The organism is Pseudomonas fluorescens (assembly GCF_000967965.1).
GTDB classification, from domain to species: Bacteria; Pseudomonadota; Gammaproteobacteria; order Pseudomonadales; family Pseudomonadaceae; genus Aquipseudomonas; species Aquipseudomonas grandcourensis.
The window spans coordinates 164,080-182,525 of record NZ_LACC01000022.1; the positions used below are offsets into that span (position 1 = coordinate 164,080).

At 61.7% G+C, this 18,446-nt stretch carries 19 protein-coding genes; 10 read left to right on the forward strand and 9 right to left on the reverse strand.

Annotation, left to right across the window (positions count from 1 at the left end):
• Positions 1-3: 3 nt before the first annotated feature.
• Both VC35_RS17665 and VC35_RS17670 read left to right on the forward strand, forming a co-directional pair.
• Positions 4-807, forward strand: coding sequence for an ABC transporter permease (locus VC35_RS17665; protein WP_007990681.1), 804 nt, complete (start codon positions 4-6; stop codon positions 805-807).
• The gene (locus VC35_RS17670; protein WP_046041715.1) at positions 795-1,628 is read left to right on the forward strand and encodes an ABC transporter ATP-binding protein; all 834 of its coding nucleotides are present in this window, start codon (positions 795-797) and stop codon (positions 1,626-1,628) included. Before VC35_RS17665 ends, VC35_RS17670 begins: the two co-directional genes overlap by 13 nt.
• 44 nt (positions 1,629-1,672) lie before the next feature.
• Here VC35_RS17670 and VC35_RS17675 read toward each other — a convergent pair whose 3' ends face one another.
• Complete coding sequence (locus VC35_RS17675) at positions 1,673-2,752, reverse strand: endonuclease/exonuclease/phosphatase family protein (protein WP_046041716.1); 1,080 nt, start codon at positions 2,750-2,752, stop codon at positions 1,673-1,675.
• A gap of 66 nt (positions 2,753-2,818) precedes the next feature.
• Positions 2,819-3,493, reverse strand: coding sequence for a YciC family protein (locus tag VC35_RS17680; protein WP_046041717.1), 675 nt, complete (start codon positions 3,491-3,493; stop codon positions 2,819-2,821).
• Positions 3,494-3,671: 178 nt separating this feature from the next.
• On the opposite strand from VC35_RS17680, the gene VC35_RS17685 reads away from it, so the two are divergent.
• The 3 genes from VC35_RS17685 to VC35_RS17695 all read left to right on the forward strand — a co-directional run bounded on the left by VC35_RS17685 (position 3,672) and on the right by VC35_RS17695 (position 5,686).
• Positions 3,672-4,454, forward strand: a complete 783-nt coding sequence (locus VC35_RS17685) for a DUF2076 domain-containing protein (protein WP_046041718.1) — start codon at positions 3,672-3,674, stop codon at positions 4,452-4,454.
• Positions 4,455-4,578: 124 nt separating this feature from the next.
• Complete coding sequence (locus VC35_RS17690; protein ID WP_007990686.1) at positions 4,579-5,058, forward strand: LabA-like NYN domain-containing protein; 480 nt, start codon at positions 4,579-4,581, stop codon at positions 5,056-5,058.
• Positions 5,059-5,080: 22 nt separating this feature from the next.
• On the forward strand, positions 5,081-5,686 hold the full coding sequence (locus VC35_RS17695) for a 3'-5' exonuclease (protein ID WP_046041719.1): 606 nt from the start codon (positions 5,081-5,083) through the stop codon (positions 5,684-5,686).
• A gap of 133 nt (positions 5,687-5,819) precedes the next feature.
• Here the strand turns inward: VC35_RS17695 and VC35_RS17700 are convergent, their stop codons facing one another.
• The gene (locus VC35_RS17700) at positions 5,820-6,272 is read right to left on the reverse strand and encodes an Lrp/AsnC family transcriptional regulator (protein WP_046041720.1); all 453 of its coding nucleotides are present in this window, start codon (positions 6,270-6,272) and stop codon (positions 5,820-5,822) included.
• Between the two features lie 164 nt (positions 6,273-6,436).
• Here VC35_RS17700 and yedA point away from each other — a divergent pair, with 164 nt between their 5' ends.
• Together yedA and VC35_RS17710 are read left to right on the forward strand one after the other, a co-directional pair.
• Entirely contained in the window at positions 6,437-7,369 is a 933-nt protein-coding gene (gene yedA / locus VC35_RS17705; protein WP_046041721.1) for a drug/metabolite exporter YedA, read from the forward strand.
• Between the two features lie 78 nt (positions 7,370-7,447).
• On the forward strand, positions 7,448-8,788 hold the full coding sequence (locus VC35_RS17710; protein WP_046041722.1) for an RNA helicase RhlE1: 1,341 nt from the start codon (positions 7,448-7,450) through the stop codon (positions 8,786-8,788).
• A 117-nt stretch (positions 8,789-8,905) separates the two neighbouring features.
• Here VC35_RS17710 and VC35_RS17715 read toward each other — a convergent pair whose 3' ends face one another.
• Positions 8,906-10,147 (reverse strand): TIGR03862 family flavoprotein, encoded by a 1,242-nt coding sequence (locus VC35_RS17715; RefSeq protein ID WP_185754806.1) that lies wholly within the window; start codon positions 10,145-10,147, stop codon positions 8,906-8,908.
• Between the two features lie 280 nt (positions 10,148-10,427).
• A complete protein-coding gene (locus VC35_RS17720; RefSeq protein WP_046041724.1) occupies positions 10,428-11,348 on the reverse strand; it encodes a histone deacetylase family protein in 921 nt (306 codons plus the stop codon).
• A 79-nt stretch (positions 11,349-11,427) separates the two neighbouring features.
• Here VC35_RS17720 and VC35_RS17725 point away from each other — a divergent pair, with 79 nt between their 5' ends.
• The 3 genes from VC35_RS17725 to VC35_RS17735 all read left to right on the forward strand — a co-directional run bounded on the left by VC35_RS17725 (position 11,428) and on the right by VC35_RS17735 (position 13,561).
• Positions 11,428-11,997, forward strand: coding sequence for a GNAT family N-acetyltransferase (locus VC35_RS17725; protein ID WP_046041725.1), 570 nt, complete (start codon positions 11,428-11,430; stop codon positions 11,995-11,997).
• A 104-nt stretch (positions 11,998-12,101) separates the two neighbouring features.
• On the forward strand, positions 12,102-12,971 hold the full coding sequence (gene tesB / locus VC35_RS17730) for an acyl-CoA thioesterase II (RefSeq protein WP_046041726.1): 870 nt from the start codon (positions 12,102-12,104) through the stop codon (positions 12,969-12,971).
• Positions 12,968-13,561 (forward strand): HAD family hydrolase, encoded by a 594-nt coding sequence (locus tag VC35_RS17735; RefSeq protein WP_046041727.1) that lies wholly within the window; start codon positions 12,968-12,970, stop codon positions 13,559-13,561. Before tesB ends, VC35_RS17735 begins: the two co-directional genes overlap by 4 nt.
• A gap of 142 nt (positions 13,562-13,703) precedes the next feature.
• On the opposite strand, the gene VC35_RS17740 is transcribed toward VC35_RS17735, so the two are convergent.
• The 4 genes from VC35_RS17740 to VC35_RS17755 form a co-directional block, all read right to left on the reverse strand.
• Complete coding sequence (locus tag VC35_RS17740; protein WP_046041728.1) at positions 13,704-14,663, reverse strand: alpha/beta hydrolase; 960 nt, start codon at positions 14,661-14,663, stop codon at positions 13,704-13,706.
• Complete coding sequence (ypfJ, locus tag VC35_RS17745; protein ID WP_046041729.1) at positions 14,664-15,557, reverse strand: KPN_02809 family neutral zinc metallopeptidase; 894 nt, start codon at positions 15,555-15,557, stop codon at positions 14,664-14,666.
• Between the two features lie 226 nt (positions 15,558-15,783).
• On the reverse strand, positions 15,784-16,617 hold the full coding sequence (locus VC35_RS17750) for an aldo/keto reductase (protein ID WP_046041730.1): 834 nt from the start codon (positions 16,615-16,617) through the stop codon (positions 15,784-15,786).
• Positions 16,601-18,349, reverse strand: a complete 1,749-nt coding sequence (locus VC35_RS17755) for an FAD-dependent oxidoreductase (protein ID WP_046041731.1) — start codon at positions 18,347-18,349, stop codon at positions 16,601-16,603. Before VC35_RS17755 ends, VC35_RS17750 begins: the two co-directional genes overlap by 17 nt.
• Positions 18,350-18,446: the final 97 nt, after the last annotated feature.

The window sequence follows — 18,446 nt, forward strand, 5'->3', positions numbered from 1 at the left end:
TGCATGTTCAAGCGCAATTCATGGCTGAGCCGCTGCATCACGCCCAAGACCGGTTTGCCAGTCTCGGTGATCTGGAGCGCGAGCGGCCTGGCCTGGGTGCTGTTGGTCGGCCTATGGGCCGGCTTGTCCTACGGTGGCGTGGTGCCGGGCATGTTCCTGCCGACGCCGGGCGCGGTGGTCGAGGCCGCCGTGCGCCTGGGGCGCGATGGCACACTCGGCCAGCATGTATGGGCCAGCGTCGAAGTGGTGATGGTCGGTTTCATCGTGTCGTCCCTGGTGGCGGTGCCGCTGGGACTGCTGATGGGCAGCTTCCGCATCGTCCAGGCGTTCCTTGAGCCACTGGTGAATTTCATTCGCTACCTGCCGGTGACCTCGTTCGTGCCGCTGTTCATCCTGTGGATCGGCATCGGTCTGGAGCAGCGGGTGTCGGTGATCATCTTCGGCGTGTTCTTCCAGCAACTGGTGATGATCGCGGACGTGTCCAAAGGCATCTCCAAGGACCTGATCAACGCCTCTTACACCTTAGGTTCGAACCGCCGCGATGCGGTGCTGCATGTGATCGCTCCGGCTTCCCTGCCAGGTGTGCTCGACACCCTGCGCGTGACCATGGGCTGGGCCTGGACTTACCTGGTGGTGGCTGAACTGGTCGCCGCTTCCAGTGGCCTGGGTTACCTGAGCCTCAAGGCAATGCGTGGCTTCCAGGTGGATGTGATTTTCCTCGCCATCGCGATCATCGGCCTGCTGGGCCTGGTCACCGATCAACTGTTCCGTTTCCTACGTCTGAGGATCACCGCATGGGCTCAGTAACCGCCGCCACTCATCGTTTTACCGCCCCTCATGCTGCCCCGGTGAACGCGCCTCGGCTGAAGGTGGACAAGGTCAGCCTGAGTTACAAGAAACCCGATGGCGGTACCTTTACCGCGTTGGAGGAAGTGTCGTTCGAGGTGCCGGACCAGCAATTCGCCGTACTGGTCGGACCTTCGGGTTGCGGCAAGTCGAGCCTGCTGTACCTCACCGCCGGCCTGGCCGAACCGACCTCTGGCGAGATCTACGTCGGCGGCCAGCAGGTGGAAGGCCCCGGTGCGGATCGCGGCATGGTGTTCCAGAGCTACACGCTCTTCCCGTGGCTGACGGTGCGGCAGAACGTCGAATTCGGCCTCAAGCGGCGCGGTATGCCGGCGGCGCAACGCAAGGACATCGTCGATTACTACGTCAACGAAGTGGGCCTGAGCGGATTTGCCGACAACTACGCCAAGCAGTTGTCCGGCGGCATGATGCAGCGCGTCGCCATCGCTAGGGCACTGGCCAATGACCCGCAGATCCTGTTGATGGACGAACCCTTCGGCGCCCTCGACAGCCAGACGCGCCTGCAAATGCAGCAGTTGTTGCTGCGGGTGTGGGGCAACAGCAAGAAGACGGTGTTGTTCGTGACTCACGACATCGACGAGGCGATCCTGCTCGGCGACCGGGTCTACGTCATGGGTGCCAGACCGGGGCGAATCAAGCAGATTCTGGATGTGCCGATCGAACGTCCACGCAACCTGGACATGGTCATGGAGCGCTCGTTCATCGAGATGAAACGCGAGATCTTCGGGCTGCTGCATGATGATCTGGAGGAGGTGCATTAAGTCAGGTTTGCACAGACCCTGTGGGAGCGGGCTTGAGTGAGGTGCTACGGCGCAGCCGGCAACAGGAACCGCGCAATCACCGGCAGGTGATCGGAGATACGCAACGTATCATCCTGCCGCACCATGGCCTCGACCCCTTTGATCCGCGGACTGTAGAACAGGTAGTCGACGGTCCGGTCCGGGCCTTTCAGCCCGGGATCGTTCGGGTAGTGGGTCAGCCAGCGCTCGCGGTCGATACCACTGGCTTCGTTGTTGCTCGGGATCATCGGGTACTTGTCCCACAGCAGGTGCAACGGGCTGTCGGCGGAGTAGGGCGCGCGTTGCGCATCGGACAGGCGTCGATACTGGCCCAGCGGCAACAGGTTGAAATCCCCACCGATCAGCCACGGCGTGCCACGGCTTTCAAATTTATCGAGGGCCTTGGCCACGGCGTTCACCTGGTTCTGCAAGGTGTTGTCGGCTCGATTGGCGCGGTCCAGATGGGTATTGAGCACCGCTATTTGCCCACCGTCACTCAATGGCAAATAACTCACCAGCAAGGCGTCTTTGGGTTTGAATTGGCGGCTGAGCGGATTGCCCGAGGTGATGGGCAGTTGCAGCCGTTCGGCATGTTCGATCTGGTAACGGCTCAGGGTCGCCAGTTGCCGGCCGACACTGCCGAAGATGTGCGGGTTCGGCACGAAGTCTGCTTTCCAGTCGAACGCGCTGATGCCACACGGATACAAGTCGGCGAGCCGTTCTTGCAGCAGTTTGAACTGGTGCTGGTAATCGCTGGCCTTGGCGCCGTCGTCCAGTTCCTGCAACAGCACGATGTCCGGCTGTTCGTCGCGAATCACCCGCGCCACTTCGTCGAGGCTGAAAGCCATGTCTTCCGCTGTGGGGCGTTCGTCGGTGCCGGCGGCCAGGTCATTCCAGAATACGTAGCGTTTGCCGGCCAGGTACTGGACGTTCCAGGTCATCACCTTCAACGCCTGCCCGGGGACCAGGGAGGGGGCCTGGGCACTGCAACTGACAGGCAACACTTCTTTGGCATCGGGGTGCCAGGTCAGGCTGTAGATCATCGCGGTGATCAGGCCGATCACGATCAGCAGGCCCAGCAGGGTGTAGCGCAGTAGACGGGTCATGGCTCGGCTTATTAGCGTTACAAAATTGTTCCCGAGCATACCCGAGAGCGATGGTCGCGCCCAAGGTCAGAGCAGTGAGTCATTTTTCTCAGGCAACGGGTTGATCAGCATGAACAGACGGAACAGCACCACGCTGGTAAACAGCTGCAGGAAGCTGTGGGCGCTGTCGATCAGCACTGAAACCACCGGGTTCTGAGGTTCCGGGTACACCGCCAGGGTGGCCCCTTTGAGCAGCCACAGTGGCCCCATCACACACAGAATGCACAGCAGGATGCGCAGGAAGTGACCTTTAGTCATGCGCAGGCTTTCCTTCATGGCCGCCAGCGGCGCCAGGCCGCGCAACACCAGCAGGTATTCGCCAAACGCCAGGGTCACCATCAGGTAGATACCCGGCAGGAAATACAGCGACAGGCCCAGCAGAATCAACACGGTATTGAGCGCCGTCAGCAAGGCGAAGCGCGGCCAAAGGCTCGCCGCCATCGCCAGCAGGTCGCGGTTGCGCGGCGACTCGCCCCGGCTGCGGGCGTCGAGAAACAGGATCAGCGCGGCGGTATACAACGGGTACACCAGCAAACCTACAATCACGCTGATGCCGGGGAAACTGTCCGGCTCCGTGGAGTGGTCGACCACTTGTTGCAACAGTGCCTCAAGCATTATCAGCGGCAGGCACAGCTGCGCGATCTGGCCCAGATTGCGCTTGAAGAAATACAGGGAGTCACGCAGAACATCTAACGGATTCATCAGTTGGTATCGCAGGTTGGAAGCAGTGGCTCACTTTAACCGATCAAGCGCTCGGGAACGCAAACGTAAACGTTCGGTAAAGGACATTGAAACATCTTGTTTCAGCCTCCATTAAGGTTGAGCACCTTATTCTCATTGGATAAAGGCAACGATTTTCCCGGCAATCTACGAGGTCGCCATGAACAGCGAAGAACAAACCCTGATCGATGGACTGTTTTCCCGGCTGCAACAGGCCGAAACGGACTCAGCCCCGCGCGACGCCCAGGCAGAGGCGCGGATCAAGGAGCACCTGACGCACCAGCCCGCGGCAGGTTATTTCATGACCCAGGCGATTCTGGTGCAAGAGGCGGCGATCAAGAGCCTCGATGAACAGAACAGGCAATTGACCCAGCAAGTCCAGCAGTTGCAGGCCGAACTGCAACAGGCCAAGGCCCAGGCGACCCCGGCTCCTGCGCCGGGTAGTGGTGGCTTTTTGTCGAGCATCTTTGGCGGCAGCTCTCGTGAGCCGCAGCCCGCGCCAACCCAGAGCGCACCGCCATCGAGCGGTGGCTGGCGTGAGCCGGGACGCTCGTCGTTCGGTGCGCAACCGCCACAGCAGAACTTCGGCGCGCCGCCGCAGAACTTTCCACAGCAGGGCTATGCACCCCAGCAACAGGCTCCGGCAGCGGCCGGCAGCAGTTTCCTCGGTGGTGCACTGAAAACCGCCGCCGGCGTGGCGGGTGGCGTAATGCTGGCACAAGGCATCAGCAGCCTGTTCCATCACAATCAGCAACCGGAAGTCGTCGAAGTCATCAAGGAAGAGCCCGTCCAGGTCAACGACCAGGGCAACAATGGCTGGGGCGATGACCAGCGCATGGCTGGTAACGACTCCTACAGCAACGATCAGGGCGGGTTCAGCGACGCTGATTACAGCGATGACAACTCATCGTTCTTCGGCGGCGACGACGATTCCTTCGTCTGACACGTCAGTGGCAAGGGAGCTTGCTCCCTTGCCACATAGCTGATTATTCGCGGAACAATCCTTCGGGCTGGCATACTGGGCAACTTTTCGGGCCTGGTGCCTGATTCAGCCTTGAGGAAAGCCGGTGAAAAAAATCGCAGTGTTCGCCGATGTCCAGAACCTCTACTACACCGTGCGTCAGGCCTATGGTTGCCACTTCAACTACGCCGCACTGTGGGCTGACATCAGCAAACAGGGCGAGATCGTCGAAGCCTACGCCTACGCCATCGACCGTGGCGACAGCAAACAGCAGCAGTTCCAGCAGATCCTGCGCAACCTCGGTTTCACCGTGAAGCTCAAGCCGTACATCCAGCGCAGCGATGGTTCGGCCAAGGGCGACTGGGACGTGGGCATTACCCTCGACATCATGGATGCCGCCGACCATGTCGATGAAATCGTCCTGGCCTCCGGCGACGGTGATTTCGACATGCTGCTGGAACGCATCATCAGCAAGCACGGGGTGCAAGCGGTGGCCTACGGCGTGCCGGGCCTGACCGCCAACTCGCTGATCCGCGCCGCCAGCCGTTACGTGCCGATCGAAGGCGCGTTGCTGCTCAAGAATTGATTTTTACGGAGTTGAACCAGGTTTGGAACGCATAGCAGTCATCGACTTTGAAACCACCGGGATCTCCCCGAGCAGCAGCTGCCGGGCCACGGAAATCGCCGTGGTGATCCTTGAACAGGGGCGCATCGTCGAGCGTTACCAAAGCCTGATGAACGCCGGCGTGCGCGTCCCGGCCTTCATCGAGCAACTCACCGGCATCAGCAACGCCATGCTGCGCACCGCGCCGTCGGCGGAGCAGGTGATGAACGAAGTGAATGAATTCGTCGGCTGCACCCCGTTGCTCGCGCACAACGCCGCGTTCGACCAGAAGTTCTGGGACTTCGAACTCGGGCGAATCAAACGCACCCGCTTGCAGAACTTTGCCTGCTCGCTGCTGCTGGCCCGCCGCCTGATGCCCGCCGCGCCGAACCACAAACTCGGCACCCTCACAACCTTCGCCAACCTGCCCCACACCGGCAAGGCCCACCGGGCCATGGCCGATGCCGAGATGGCGGCCAACCTGACCGCGCACCTGGCTGAAGAGTTGCGCCAGAAGCATGGCTTGCGCGAGCTGTCCCATGACTTGCTGTGCAAGTTGCAGAAGGTCCCGGCGGCGAAAGTGGGCGAACACCTCAAACGCTATCGCTGATCCCGCAAACACCGCAAATCCCTGTAGGAGCGAGCCTGCTCGCGATGGCGGAGTGTCAGTCAACACGCCTGTGAATTCTAATCCGCTATCGCGAGCAGGCTCGCTCCTACAGGGGGGCTGCTGTGTCCTTGGGTTACTTGCCATTCCCCTCGATATGCCCCAACGGCACCCGCTTCTCTATCGCACTCGACAACACAATCGACGTCTTGCTGAATCCGAACGTGGCGATCCGGTTGATCAGGTCCTCCAGCTCCGGCATCGAGCCCACCGCCGCTTGCATGATCACGCACGGGTCACCGGTCACCCGATGGCACTCGGTCAATTGCGGGATTTTGATCAGGTCGTCGTAGGCTTTCTGGTTGCCGTGCTGGTTCAGGCGCAGTTCGATCACGCACTGGATCGGCAGGCCGAGCTTGGCCATGTCGACTTTCGCCTGATAGCCGGTGATCACGCCGCTGGCTTCGAGCTTGGCCACGCGCTCGGCTACGGCCGGGGCAGACAGGTTGACCTTGCGCGCCAGGTCCGCGTAGGACGCGCGACCGTTTTCCAGCAGGGCGCTGAGCAGCATGCGGTCGTACTTATCCATCGGGGAAACTCCTGAAAATGGCCGACTTTCGAAAACACGGTTTATAGCGCTGAACTCCGTGTTTTGAAAAGTGTACCGGCGCTTTAAACAGGTTTTGTAACTTATTTTCCGGCGCTGGCCTTTCTAGAATAGCCGTTCACTTGTCCTTGCCTGTGAGCTGCCCCATGTCCGGCCTTCGTCGCTTTCCCTTACCCTTGATCGCTGCCTTCTTCGCCTTGTATGTGATTTGGGGCTCGACCTACCTGGTGATACGCATCGGCGTGGAATATTGGCCGCCACTGCTGCTCGCCGGCATCCGCTTCGTCATCGCCGGGACCTTGATGTACGCCTTCCTGCGCTGGCGCGGGGCGCCAGCGCCGACCTGGACGCAATGGAAAGCAGCCGGAATCATCGGGATTTTGCTGCTGGCGTGCGGCAACGGCGCGGTGAGCGTGGCCGAGCATACGGGCGTGGCCTCCGGGGTGGCGGCTTTGGCGGTGGCGACTGTGCCGCTGTTTACCTTGCTGTGCGGATATTTCTGGGGCGCGCGCAATACCCGTCTCGAATGGGCCGGGATTGTGCTCGGCTTGATCGGCATCGCCATGCTCAACCTGGGTTCCAACCTGCAATCGAGCCCGTTGGGCGCGGCGTTGCTGATATTCGCGGCGGCGACCTGGGCCTTTGGTTCGGTATGGAGCAAGCACCTGCCATTGCCTCAGGGCGCAATGGCCAGCGCTGTGGAAATGCTGGTGGGCGGTGTGGTGTTGCTGATTGCCAGCGCAGTCAGCGGTGAGCACCTCGAAAAGGTACCGCCGATTGAAGGCTGGGCCGCTTTGGCGTACCTGACCGTGTTCGGTTCGATCATCGCCTTCAACGCCTACATGTACCTGTTGAAGCACGTGCGTCCGGCCGCGGCCACCAGTTATGCCTACGTCAACCCGGCGGTGGCGGTGTTGCTGGGGATCGTGTTCGTCGGCGAAACCATTGGTATCGAAGAAGCCCTGGCGATGGCGGTGATCATCAGCGCCGTGGTGCTGATTGGCCTGCCGCAGTGGCGTCGCACGCCAGAGCGGCCAGTGGTGGCGACGGCAGTACCGACAGAATCCCGTGTGAATTAGGGTAAACTGCGCGCCATTGCATCTTGTTTTGCACACTTGTTTTGAAAAACCCGCGCTGAATTTTCCTACGGTACTCCCATGACTTTCGCCACCCTTGGCCTGATCGAACCCTTGCTGCGCTCCCTCGAGACGCTCGGCTACCAGACTCCGACGCCGGTTCAGGCGCAAGCCATTCCGGCGGTGCTGGCCGGTCGCGACCTGATGGCCGCCGCCCAGACCGGCACCGGCAAGACCGCCGGTTTCGCTCTGCCGCTGTTGCAACTGCTGGCCATGGAAGGGCCGAAAGTCACCGCCAACTCGGTCCGTGCGCTGATCCTGGTGCCGACCCGCGAACTGGCCGAGCAGGTTCACGAAGCCGTGCGCCAGTACGCCGAAAACCTGCCGCTGCGCACCTACGCGGTATACGGCGGCGTCAGCATCAACCCGCAGATGATGAAGCTGCGCAGCGGTGTCGACCTGTTGGTGGCGACCCCGGGCCGTTTGCTCGACCTGTTCCGCCAGAACGCGCTGAAGTTCAACCAGCTGCAAACCCTGGTGCTGGACGAAGCCGACCGCATGCTCGACCTGGGCTTTTCCGAGGAGCTGGCGAACATTTACCGCGCGCTGCCGAAGAAACGTCAGACGTTGCTGTTCTCCGCGACCTTCTCCGACGACATCCGCCTGCTGGCCGGGCAGATGCTCAACGACCCGCTGAGCATTGAAGTCAGCCCGCGCAACGTTGCGGCCAATACGGTCAAGCAATGGATCGTGACGGTGGACAAGAAGCGCAAGCCGGAGCTGTTCGTGCACCTGATGCGCAAGGGCAAGTGGAAGCAGGTACTGGTGTTCGCCAAGACCCGCAACGGCGTGGATGCGCTGGTGGATAAACTCCAGGGCCTGGGCATCAATGCCGACGGCATCCACGGCGACAAACCCCAGGCGACTCGTCAGCGCGCACTGGACCGCTTCAAGGCGAGCGAAGTGCAGATTCTGGTCGCTACCGATGTGGCGGCCCGTGGCCTGGATATCGAAGACTTGCCGTTGGTGGTCAACTTCGACTTGCCGATCGTCGCTGAAGACTACATCCACCGCATCGGTCGTACCGGCCGCGCAGGTTCGACCGGTGAGGCGATTTCCCTGGTGTGTGCTGATGAAGTGAATCTGCTGTCGGCCATCGAGATGCTGACCCGCCAGACCTTGAAGCGGCAGAACGAGCCTGACTTTGAGCCTGAGCACCGCGTACCGGACACCGATGCCAGCGGCCAGGTCGTCAAGAAACCGAAAAAACCGAAGAAGCCCAAGGCTTCCGGTGGCGGTGGTGGTAAACGCAATCTGGGTCGGTGGGTTGATAGCGGAGAGGTTGCGCCGGCGGAGCCTTCGATCAAGCCTGTGCGCAAGGTGCCGGTGTTCAACACCGGGCCGCGTAAGCGTAAGCCTTGATTAACTGCGGCGTCTGTTAAGCCGCCATCGCGAGCAGGCTCGCTCCTACAGGGGATTTGTGAACAACGCAGACCCCCTGTAGGAGCGAGCCTGCTCGCGATGGCGGCACCTCGGTTTTCAGCCCTTACGCTGCAACCACTCAATCATTCCAAGTCCGGCCGCCCGCCCACTGGCGAAACACGCGGTCAGCAGATAGCCGCCGGTCGGCGCTTCCCAATCGAGCATTTCCCCGGCGCAGAACACGCCGGGTAGTTGCTTGAGCATCAATCGCTCATCCATCGCCTCGAACAACACACCGCCAGCGCTGCTGATGGCCTCGTCCAGTGGGCGGGTTTTCACCAGCGTCAGTGGCAATGCCTTGATCGCGTTGGCCAGCAAGGCCATGTCGGCAAAGCAGTCGGCGCTGGTCAGTTCACGCAATAGCGCCGCTTTGACCCCATCGATACCCAACTGACTGTGCAGGTGCTTGGCCATGGAGCGCGATCCCCGGGGTTTGCTCAACGCCGCCATAACTTTATCCACAGGCCGGCCCGGTAACAGGTCCAGATGAATCGTTGCCGAACCGTGCCGGTTGATCGCTTCGCGGATCGCTGCCGACAGGGCGTAGATCAAACTGCCCTCGATCCCGGTGGCGGTAATCACGCATTCGCCGAGCCGCGGAACGTCATCGTTAAGGCCGATGGCGATGTTTTTCAGCGGCGCGCCGGCGAATTTGCTGACCATCAACTCGCTCCAGGCCTGCACCTCGAAGCCGCAATTACTGGGTTGCAACGGCGCCAGTCCTACGCCGTGTTGCTCCAGTGCCAGCATCCACGCGCCGTCCGAGCCCAACCGCGACCAACTGCCGCCACCGAGGGCGAGCAGGGTGGCATCGGCTTGCACGGTTGTTTCGCCTTCCGGGCTGTCGATGCGCAATCCGCCACGCTGGTCCCAGCCGAGCCAGCGGTGGCGGGTGTGGATAACTACGCCGCTGTCGCGCAGGCGCTTGAGCCAGGCGCGCAGCAGCGGTGCGGCCTTCATGTCGGTGGGGAATACCCGGCCGGAGCTGCCGACGAAGGTGTCGATGCCCAGGTCATGAATCCACTGGCACAACGCTTCGGCGCCGAAGCCGCGCAGCAGCGGGGCGATCTGCGGGGCGCGTTCGGCGTAGCGCGAGAGAAACGCCGGGTAGGCTTCGGAGTGCGTGATGTTCATGCCGCCGACGCCGGCCAGGAGGAATTTTCGCCCGACCGAGGGCATGCCGTCGTACAGGTCGACCTTGATCCCGGCCTGGCTCAACACTTCGGCCGCCATCAGACCGGCGGGGCCGCCGCCGATGATGGCGACGTGAGGGGGGAGGGCTGACGAGGATTGGGTCATGGGATGCGCTGCGGTCTGACGGGATAAGCCGGGCATTCTATCAGCCCCGCCCCCTGTAGGAGCGAGCCTGCTCGCGATGGCGACGGTACATTCAACATCTGTGGGCCTGACAGACCGCTATCGCGAGCAGGCTCACTCCTACAGGGTTTAGAGGTGTCTTTGAAGGGTGGTTAAAAAACGACCACATCACTGTAGCCTATACACCGTGTGGGCTGCAGGCCCTTTCACTCAGGTTATCCACAGGCAGTTCCACAGGCATTGTGGGTAAAGCATCCACAGCTCAATGACAACCTGATGACTGCCAGACCCGCTGCGCGCTGTGATGGAGGATGCCGTGACGGCGGGCCAGGGCCTGGCGGTCCTTGCTGTAGCCGCCGCCGATCACCCCGACCAGCGGAATGTCACGGCCCAGGCAATGGCGCATCACGCTTTCATCGCGGGCGGCGACGCCTTCGTCTGTCAGCTTCAGATAACCCAGGGCGTCGTCCTTATGCACATCGACCCCGGCGTCATACAGCACCAGGTCCGGTTGGTAGAGCGGCAGTAGGTAGTTGAGTGCACCGTCCACCACCTTCAGGTAGTCGGCATCGCCCATGCCGTTGGGCAGCGGAATGTCCCAATCACTTTCGGCCTTGCGTGCGGGAAAGTTCTTCTCGCAGTGCAAGGAAACGGTTACCGCCTCCGGAGTGTTGTGCAGTATTCGTGCGGTCCCGTCGCCCTGATGCACGTCGCAATCGAAGATCAGCACCCGATTCACCCGACCACTTTCCAGCAGGTAATGACTGATCACCGCCAGGTCATTGAAGATGCAGAACCCGGCCGGGTAGTCGTAGTGCGCATGGTGGGTGCCGCCCGCCAGGTGGCAGGCCAGACCATGCTCCAGTGCCTGCTCGGCCGCCAGCAACGAACCGCCGACCGCCCGCACCGTACGCCGGGCCAGGGCTTCGTTCCAGGGCAGGCCGAGGCGGCGCTGGTCTTCGCGGGATAATTCGCCACTCATGTAGCGTTCGATATACGAAGGGTCATGGGCGAGGGCGAGAATATCTGCCGGACACAGTTCCGGGCGCAACAGGTCGGCGTCGCGGGTCAGGCCGCTGTCCACTAGGTGATCGCGCAACAGGCGGAACTTGTCCATGGGGAAGCGGTGGTCCGCCGGAAACTCGGGACTGTAGTCTTCGTGATAAATCAGCGGCAGTGGCATGGTCATTTCATGTAGGAATGAGAGAAGGATCCTACCAGCGTTGTAGACTGGCGACATTGAAATGGAGGGGCGGGGCACGATGGAGCCAATACTGGAACTTGAAAGCGCTCGGCTGCTGTTGCGCCAGTGGCGCGACGAAGATTTAGCGGACTTTGCGGCGATGTGTGCCGATCCGCAGGTGATGCGCTATTTCCCGGCAACCTTGAGCCGGCTGGAAAGCGCATCATTGATCGGGCGAATCCGTGGTCATTTCGCCGAGCACGGTTATGGTCTCTGGGCCTTGCAGCGAAAGGACTCTGGCCAGTTCATCGGGTTTACCGGGCTCAACGTGGTCGGATTCGACGCGCCTTTTACCCCCGCCACGGAAATCGGCTGGCGCCTGGCCCGCGAGCACTGGGGCCTCGGTTACGCCAGTGAAGCGGCGTGGACCGCTCTGCGCTGCGGGTTCGACCGCTTGCCGCTGAAAGAGGTCGTGGCCTTCACGACGCAAACCAATCTGCCGTCAGAGAAAGTCATGCAGGCCATCGGCATGCACCATGATCCGGAAAATGACTTCGATCACCCGCGACTCGAAGCCGATCATCCGTTGCGGCGGCATGTGCTGTATCGCATCAGCCGCGAGCAATGGCTGCAAACCTTGCATGGATAACCTGACACGGACGTTTACAATGGCCCTCGTGGGCAGAGTCCAGAAACTGAATCGAGCGTTGCAGCCAAGGCTGCGCGACAATGTTTTGCGTGAGGAGCATCTGAATGAGCCAAGTGTTGGATGATCTGGTCGACCTGCTGACCCTGGAGCCGATCGAAGAAAACCTGTTCCGTGGCCGTAGCCAGGACCTGGGTTTTCGTCAGTTGTTCGGTGGTCAGGTGCTCGGTCAGTCGCTGTCGGCGGCCAGTCAGACGGTTGAAGAGGCGCGCCATGTGCATTCGATGCACGGCTATTTCCTGCGTCCGGGCGATGCCGGGTTGCCGGTGGTGTATCAGGTTGACCGGGTGCGTGACGGTGGCAGTTTCAGCACGCGTCGGGTGACGGCGATCCAGAAGGGCCACCCGATCTTCACATGCAGTGCGTCGTTCCAGTACGACGAAGAAGGCTTCCAGCACCAGACCGAAATGCCGCAAGTGGTCGGCCCGGAAAACCTGCCATCGGAGCTGGAGATCACTCAGCAGCGCGCACACCTGATCCCCGAAAAAATGCGCGAAAAACTGCTGTGCCCGAAGCCGATCGAATTTCGCCCGGTGACCGAGAAAGATCCCTACAACCCGCTGCCCTCCGACCCGGTCAAGTACGTCTGGTTCCGCGCCGATGGGGCTTTGGCCGATTCGCCGGCGCTGCATAAATACCTGCTGGCCTATGCATCGGACTTCGGTCTGCTGGTCACCTCGATGCAACCCCACGGCAAATCGGTCTGGCACAAGGACATGCAGGTCGCCAGCCTTGATCACGCGTTGTGGTTCCATCAGGATCTGCGCGCCGATGACTGGTTGCTCTACGCGATGGACAGTCCGTGGGCCGGCAACTCCCGTGGATTCTCCCGTGGCAGCGTGTTCAACCGCGCCGGACAACTGGTGGCCTCGGTCACCCAGGAAGGCTTGATCCGTCACCGCAAGGATTGGGCATGAGCCTGGCCGACGTGCGTCACTGGGTGTTCGACATGGACGGTACCCTGACGGTGGCCGTGCACGACTTCGCGGCGATTCGCGTGGCGTTGGCGATCCCTGCCGAACACGACATCCTGACCCACCTCGCCGCACTGCCGGCCGAGGAGGCTGCGGCCAAACATGCGTGGCTGCTGGAGCATGAGCGGGACCTGGCCCTCGGTTCGCAACCGGCACCGGGCGCGGTGGAGCTGGTGCGCGAACTGGCCGGGCGCGGTTATCGCCTGGGCATTCTCACGCGCAATGCCCGGGAGCTGGCACATGTCACACTGGAGGCCATTGGCCTGGCCGACTGCTTTGCGCTGGAGGATGTGTTGGGTCGTGATGATGCGCCGCCCAAGCCGCATCCGGGCGGGCTATTGAAACTGGCCGAAGCGTGGAAGGTGCCGGCGAGCGAGATGGTGATGGTGGGTGACTACCGCTTCGATCTCGATTGCGGGCGAGCGGCGGGTGCACGCACGGTGCTGGTGAATCTGCCGGATAATCCATGGCCGGAATTGACCGATTGGCATGCGGCGGATTGTGTTGAGTTGCGGCAGATGCTGTTGGCTTGAAGAATAGGCTGTCTGATCCGACGCCTTCGCGAGCAAGCCCGCTCCCACAATAGGTCTGTGTGGACTCGATATCGAATATCACTAGAGAACCACTGTGAGAGCGAGCTTGCTCGCGATGGCGTCAGATCAGGCACTGCATAACCTACTGCCCAAACAACGCCTTCTGCCCCTCCGGCGATGTAAACATCCCATCCCCGTCATGCCCGACCCCGGGTACTTCAATCAGTTGCTGCTTCAACCCTTGCGGTTGCAGCCGCTTCAGATAATCAAAGTAGTAACGCCCGCGGGCCAATCGATACGGCCCTTGCGCCCTGGCCTCACAGCTCTTGTCCAGCGCCGGATGATTCGGATCGATGTCCTGCTGCCCCAGCAGATAAACAACTTCACGCTTGAGGTAACTTTCCTGCAACTGCGCGGCGGTTTGTCCTTCGGCGTAGGCCGGTAAATCCGTCAGCCCGTACTTCCAGCGATTGAAATTCGGGCAACCGGCGTGGCTGAACGCCACGGGCCGACGCTCATCGAAATAAGCATAGGAGGACGGATTGGCGATTACGTAGCGCACCTGCACGCCGGCCGCATCGAGCTCGGATTGCGCGTGACCGAGCAACGCATAGCGCTGAACCACCTGCGCGCCGCCGGAGTGCCCGGCGATGACGATTTTCTTCACATCCGGAAACTGCTGGCGGTCACCAAGGCGGGCGATGATTTCGTCGAGCGCCGCGTAGGAACTCAGCCGAAACGGTGCCGTGGATTCGCCGCCGGCCATCCATTCATTGCCTTGCCAGCGCAAAACGGAGTCGGCCACCGGATGGACAGCAACATCGGTTTCATTGAGGAATTGCGGGGCGATCACCAGGGTCGTAGCGCTTTGCCCGGCCAGTTCGGCCGCGTGCTCACCGCTCTGCAGATAGGTTTGCGCGTTGCGCAAGCGACCGTGGAGGATGATCAGCACCCGTTCGATTTTTGCCGGGGCGGGGCTGATGCCCACCGCGATTTCACCTGATTTCAACAACAGGCGCCCTGAGCTGAGGTCTTTGACCCCATGCTCGGCGGCCTGGGACGTTGCGCAAGTAAACAGAACAACCAACAACCACTTCTTCATTTACAGATTTTTCGCCGCAAAGGTATCGCACTGGCCAACCTGGCCTTGGGCGAAACCGGTTTTGAACCAGCGCACCCGTTGCGCCGACGTACCGTGGGTGAACGAGTCCGGGACTACACGGCCCTGTCCCCGCTGTTGCAAACGATCGTCACCGATGGCGTTCGCTGCGTTCAGTGCTTCTTCGATGTCGCCCGGTTCCAGCCAGTTCAGGCGCTTCTGCGCATTGTTGGCCCAGACGCCGGCCAGGCAATCGGCCTGCAGTTCCTGGCGAACCAGCAAACCGCCGTCGCCCTCCATTTGCCGGCCTTGTTGGCGCGCTGCCTGAATTTTCGCGGAAACCCCGAGCAAGGTCTGCACGTGGTGTCCGACTTCGTGAGCGATCACGTAGGCCTGGGCGAAGTCGCCCGCGGCGGAAAAGCGTTGGGACATTTCCTGGAAGAACGCCATGTCCAGGTAGACCTTCTGGTCGGCCGGGCAATAGAAGGGGCCGGTCGCCGAGGTGGCCAGACCGCAGGCCGAATTCACGCGGTTGCTGAACAACACCAGGGTCGGGTCCTTATATTGACGGCCGGCCTGCTGGAATATCGCGCCCCAGGTGTCTTCGGTGTCGCCGAGGATCGAACGCACAAATTCCGCGCTCTGATCGTTGGCCGGCGGTGCCTGGCGACTCTGGTTGGTGGCGGGCGCCGATTGCTGCTCCATTTGCCCGGTCAGTTGTCCGAGGATCTGCAGCGGATCCTGGCCGGTGATCCAGCCGATGCCGACAATCAGGAGGATCGCCGTCAGGCTCAAGCCCTTGCCACCGCCAAAACGCATGCCGCCGCCACCGCCGCCGACATCATCGCCACGGGCGTCGACCACGTTGTCGCTGCGTCGGCCTTTTTTCCATAGCATGTGGGAATCCTCTTCTGTTCCGGGTAAAGCTCCGTGCGATGAGTGTTGCTGCCAAGTGGGAGCGGCGCCAGTCCGGTCGTCCGTCTTTTTCTTGCGCACAGGCTGATTCCCGGCACCCCGCGAGGGGCTGCCGAGAAGGTTTCAGGCTTGTATTGAACACAGATAACCCATCGAATTCCGTCGGGCGATGGGTTTTTATTGTGAGGGCGATCGCCGGTCCTGCGGATTATTCGTCGAATGCATCCCATACCGGCGCAAAGTCAGGGCTGACCTGACGCTCGCGTTTGGACAGGTTGGCGATCAAGGCACGGTCTTCATCATCCAGTCGCACATCCAGCGCCGCGAGGTTGGCCAATTGATTGGACTCGCTGCTGGCCTTCGGGATCGCGGCCACGTTGGGTTGATCGAGCAGCCATTTGAGCGCGACCTGGGTCGGTAGTACGCCGTGTTTCGCGGCGATTTGCTGGATGGCCGGAATCTGCGACACCTTGTTGCGCGCCAGTGGCGTGTAGGCTGTCAGCGCAAGATCTTGTTGACGGGCGTAGTTGAGCAGGGCGTTTTGTCCGAGCAGCACGTGGTACTCGACCTGGATCGCCGACAGCGGCGCCCCCAGCTCTTCGACGACTTTGCGTAGCAAGGGCAGTGGAAAATTCGCCACGCCAATGTTGCGCGCCAGGCCTTGCTCCCTGAACGATACCAGGGTTTCTATGGTGCGCGGCAAGTCCCAATCGGTGGTTGGCCAATGGAGCATGAACAGGTCGACGTATTCGCTGCGCAGGGCTTTGAGGCTACGGTCCATGGAGTGGCGCATGGCGTCGGGTTGCAGTTGGTCCCACCAGACTTTGGTCGTGACATGGATCTGCTCGCGGGGTGTCGGACTGTTCGCCAGCGCCTGTCCGACAGCGTCTTCGTTGTTGTAGGCCGAAGCCGTGTCGATGTGCCGGTAACCCAGGGCCAGAGCCTGCTCCACGGCACGGGTGCATTCTTCGCCGAGCATTGGCCAGGTGCCGAGGCCGAGTTTCGGCATGTTCAAACCCTGTGGGTTAACGATGTGCTGCATGGTCGATCTCCTTTTCATACGCAGTGACGCCTGCGATATGGCGCGCAGCGATGTAGCCGAAGGTCAGCGCCGGGCCGAGGTTGATGCCGCCAGCGGGGTAGTGGCCGCCCATGATGCTGGCCATGTCGCCGCCCGCCGCGTACAGGCCGGCGATGGGTTGCGCCGCGTCATCCAGGACCTGGGAGTGTTGGTTCACCTTGAGTCCGGCGAAGGTGCCGAAGCAGCCCGGCTGGACTTTCACGGCATAGAAGGGGCCTTGTTCGATCGGCGCGACGCATGGGTTGGGTTGTTGCCGTGCGTCACCCTGCTTGCGGTTGTAGGGCGTGGAGCCACGACCGAACTGCGGGTCCTCGCCGTTGCGCGCGTGGCGGTTGTAGTTCGACACGGTGGTGCGCAAGCCAACCGGGTCGATGCCGCAGGCGGCAGCCAATTCCTCAAGGGTGTTGCCGGTTTTCAGATAGCCGCTGCGGATGAAGGATGACAGCGGCACCGGAAATGGCCGAGAGATGCCCAGGCCATATCGACGCTGAAAGCCATGGGTGCAGATCAGCCACGACGCCACTTCTTCACCCGGCGGGGCGGCGGCGACCATGGCCGTGACGTAGTCGTAGTAGCCGTTGGCTTCATTGACAAAACGCTGGCCGTTGCTCAGCACACCGATGATGCCGGGTTTGCCCCGCTCGATGATGTGCGGGAAGTGTCCCGTGCTGCCGTCGCTGTGCGGCACCTGCGACACCGGCGCCCAGGCGACGGCGGACGCCATGTCGCTATTGACCCGGGCACCGGCACTTTCCCCCAGGCGCAGGCCATCGCCGCAAACGCCGAGGGGCGGCAAGGCCAAATGCTCATGCCCGGTCGGTGTGCGGGGGAACAGTGCCTTGCGGCGTTCTATGTCATTGGCGAAACCACCCGCGGCGAGCACCACGGCCTTGCGTGCATGGATGCGCACCGAGCCTTTGGTGGTGATGACCACGGCACCTCGTACCTGATCATTCTCGCGCAGCAATCGGCTCACCGGCGCGGATTCCCAGAGCAACACGCCGAGGTCTTCGGCGGATTTCGCCAGGCGTGCCACCAAGGCCACGCCGTTGACCAGTTGCATCGCCCGGCCATGCATGGCGAGGTCAAACAGGTGACGGCTGAAACGCCGCGTAACATGCCAGGCCGCCGACAGCGAACGGGTCAGGTTGAGGAATGCCGTGAGGTCCGCTCCCGCCATGATCGGCATGCCCATGAACGATGTTTCCCGCATGGTTTTGCGCAGGCGCTTGAGCAGTGTGCCGACTTTTCGTGCGTCGTAAGGGGCAGCGATCACCGAGCGTCCACCGGTACCGGCCCCGGGCGTGTCGCCATGAATGTCGGCAATGGCGTTGCCATCGGAAAACTGCAGCGAGGTGTGCTGCTCGAAGAACGACACCATCCGCGGGCCGGCCTCCAGGAAAGCGTCGATCAACGCCGGGTCAAAACGCTCGCCCAGTTCGTGTTTCAGGTAAGTGCGCGGCAGTTCAACGTCTTCGACGATGCCCGCGCGCCGGGCCAGCGGGTTGCAGGGCACCCAGGCCCAGCCACCGGACCAGGCCGTGGCACCGCCGAACACGGGGTCCTTTTCCACCACTATGACTTTCAGCCCGTGCCACGCGGCGGTCACGGCCGCCGACAGTCCCGCCGCACCGGAGCCAACGATCAGCACATCGCAGTCGATGTCGGGAAGAAAGTGCGCTTCGGCAGGCATTGTTTGAACTCCGGTGTTTTATTGTTTTGGAATCTGGTTCCAAAAAATATAAGAATCAGGTGAGAGCGAACAAGTCTGGAGGGCGTAAAGCGGGCGG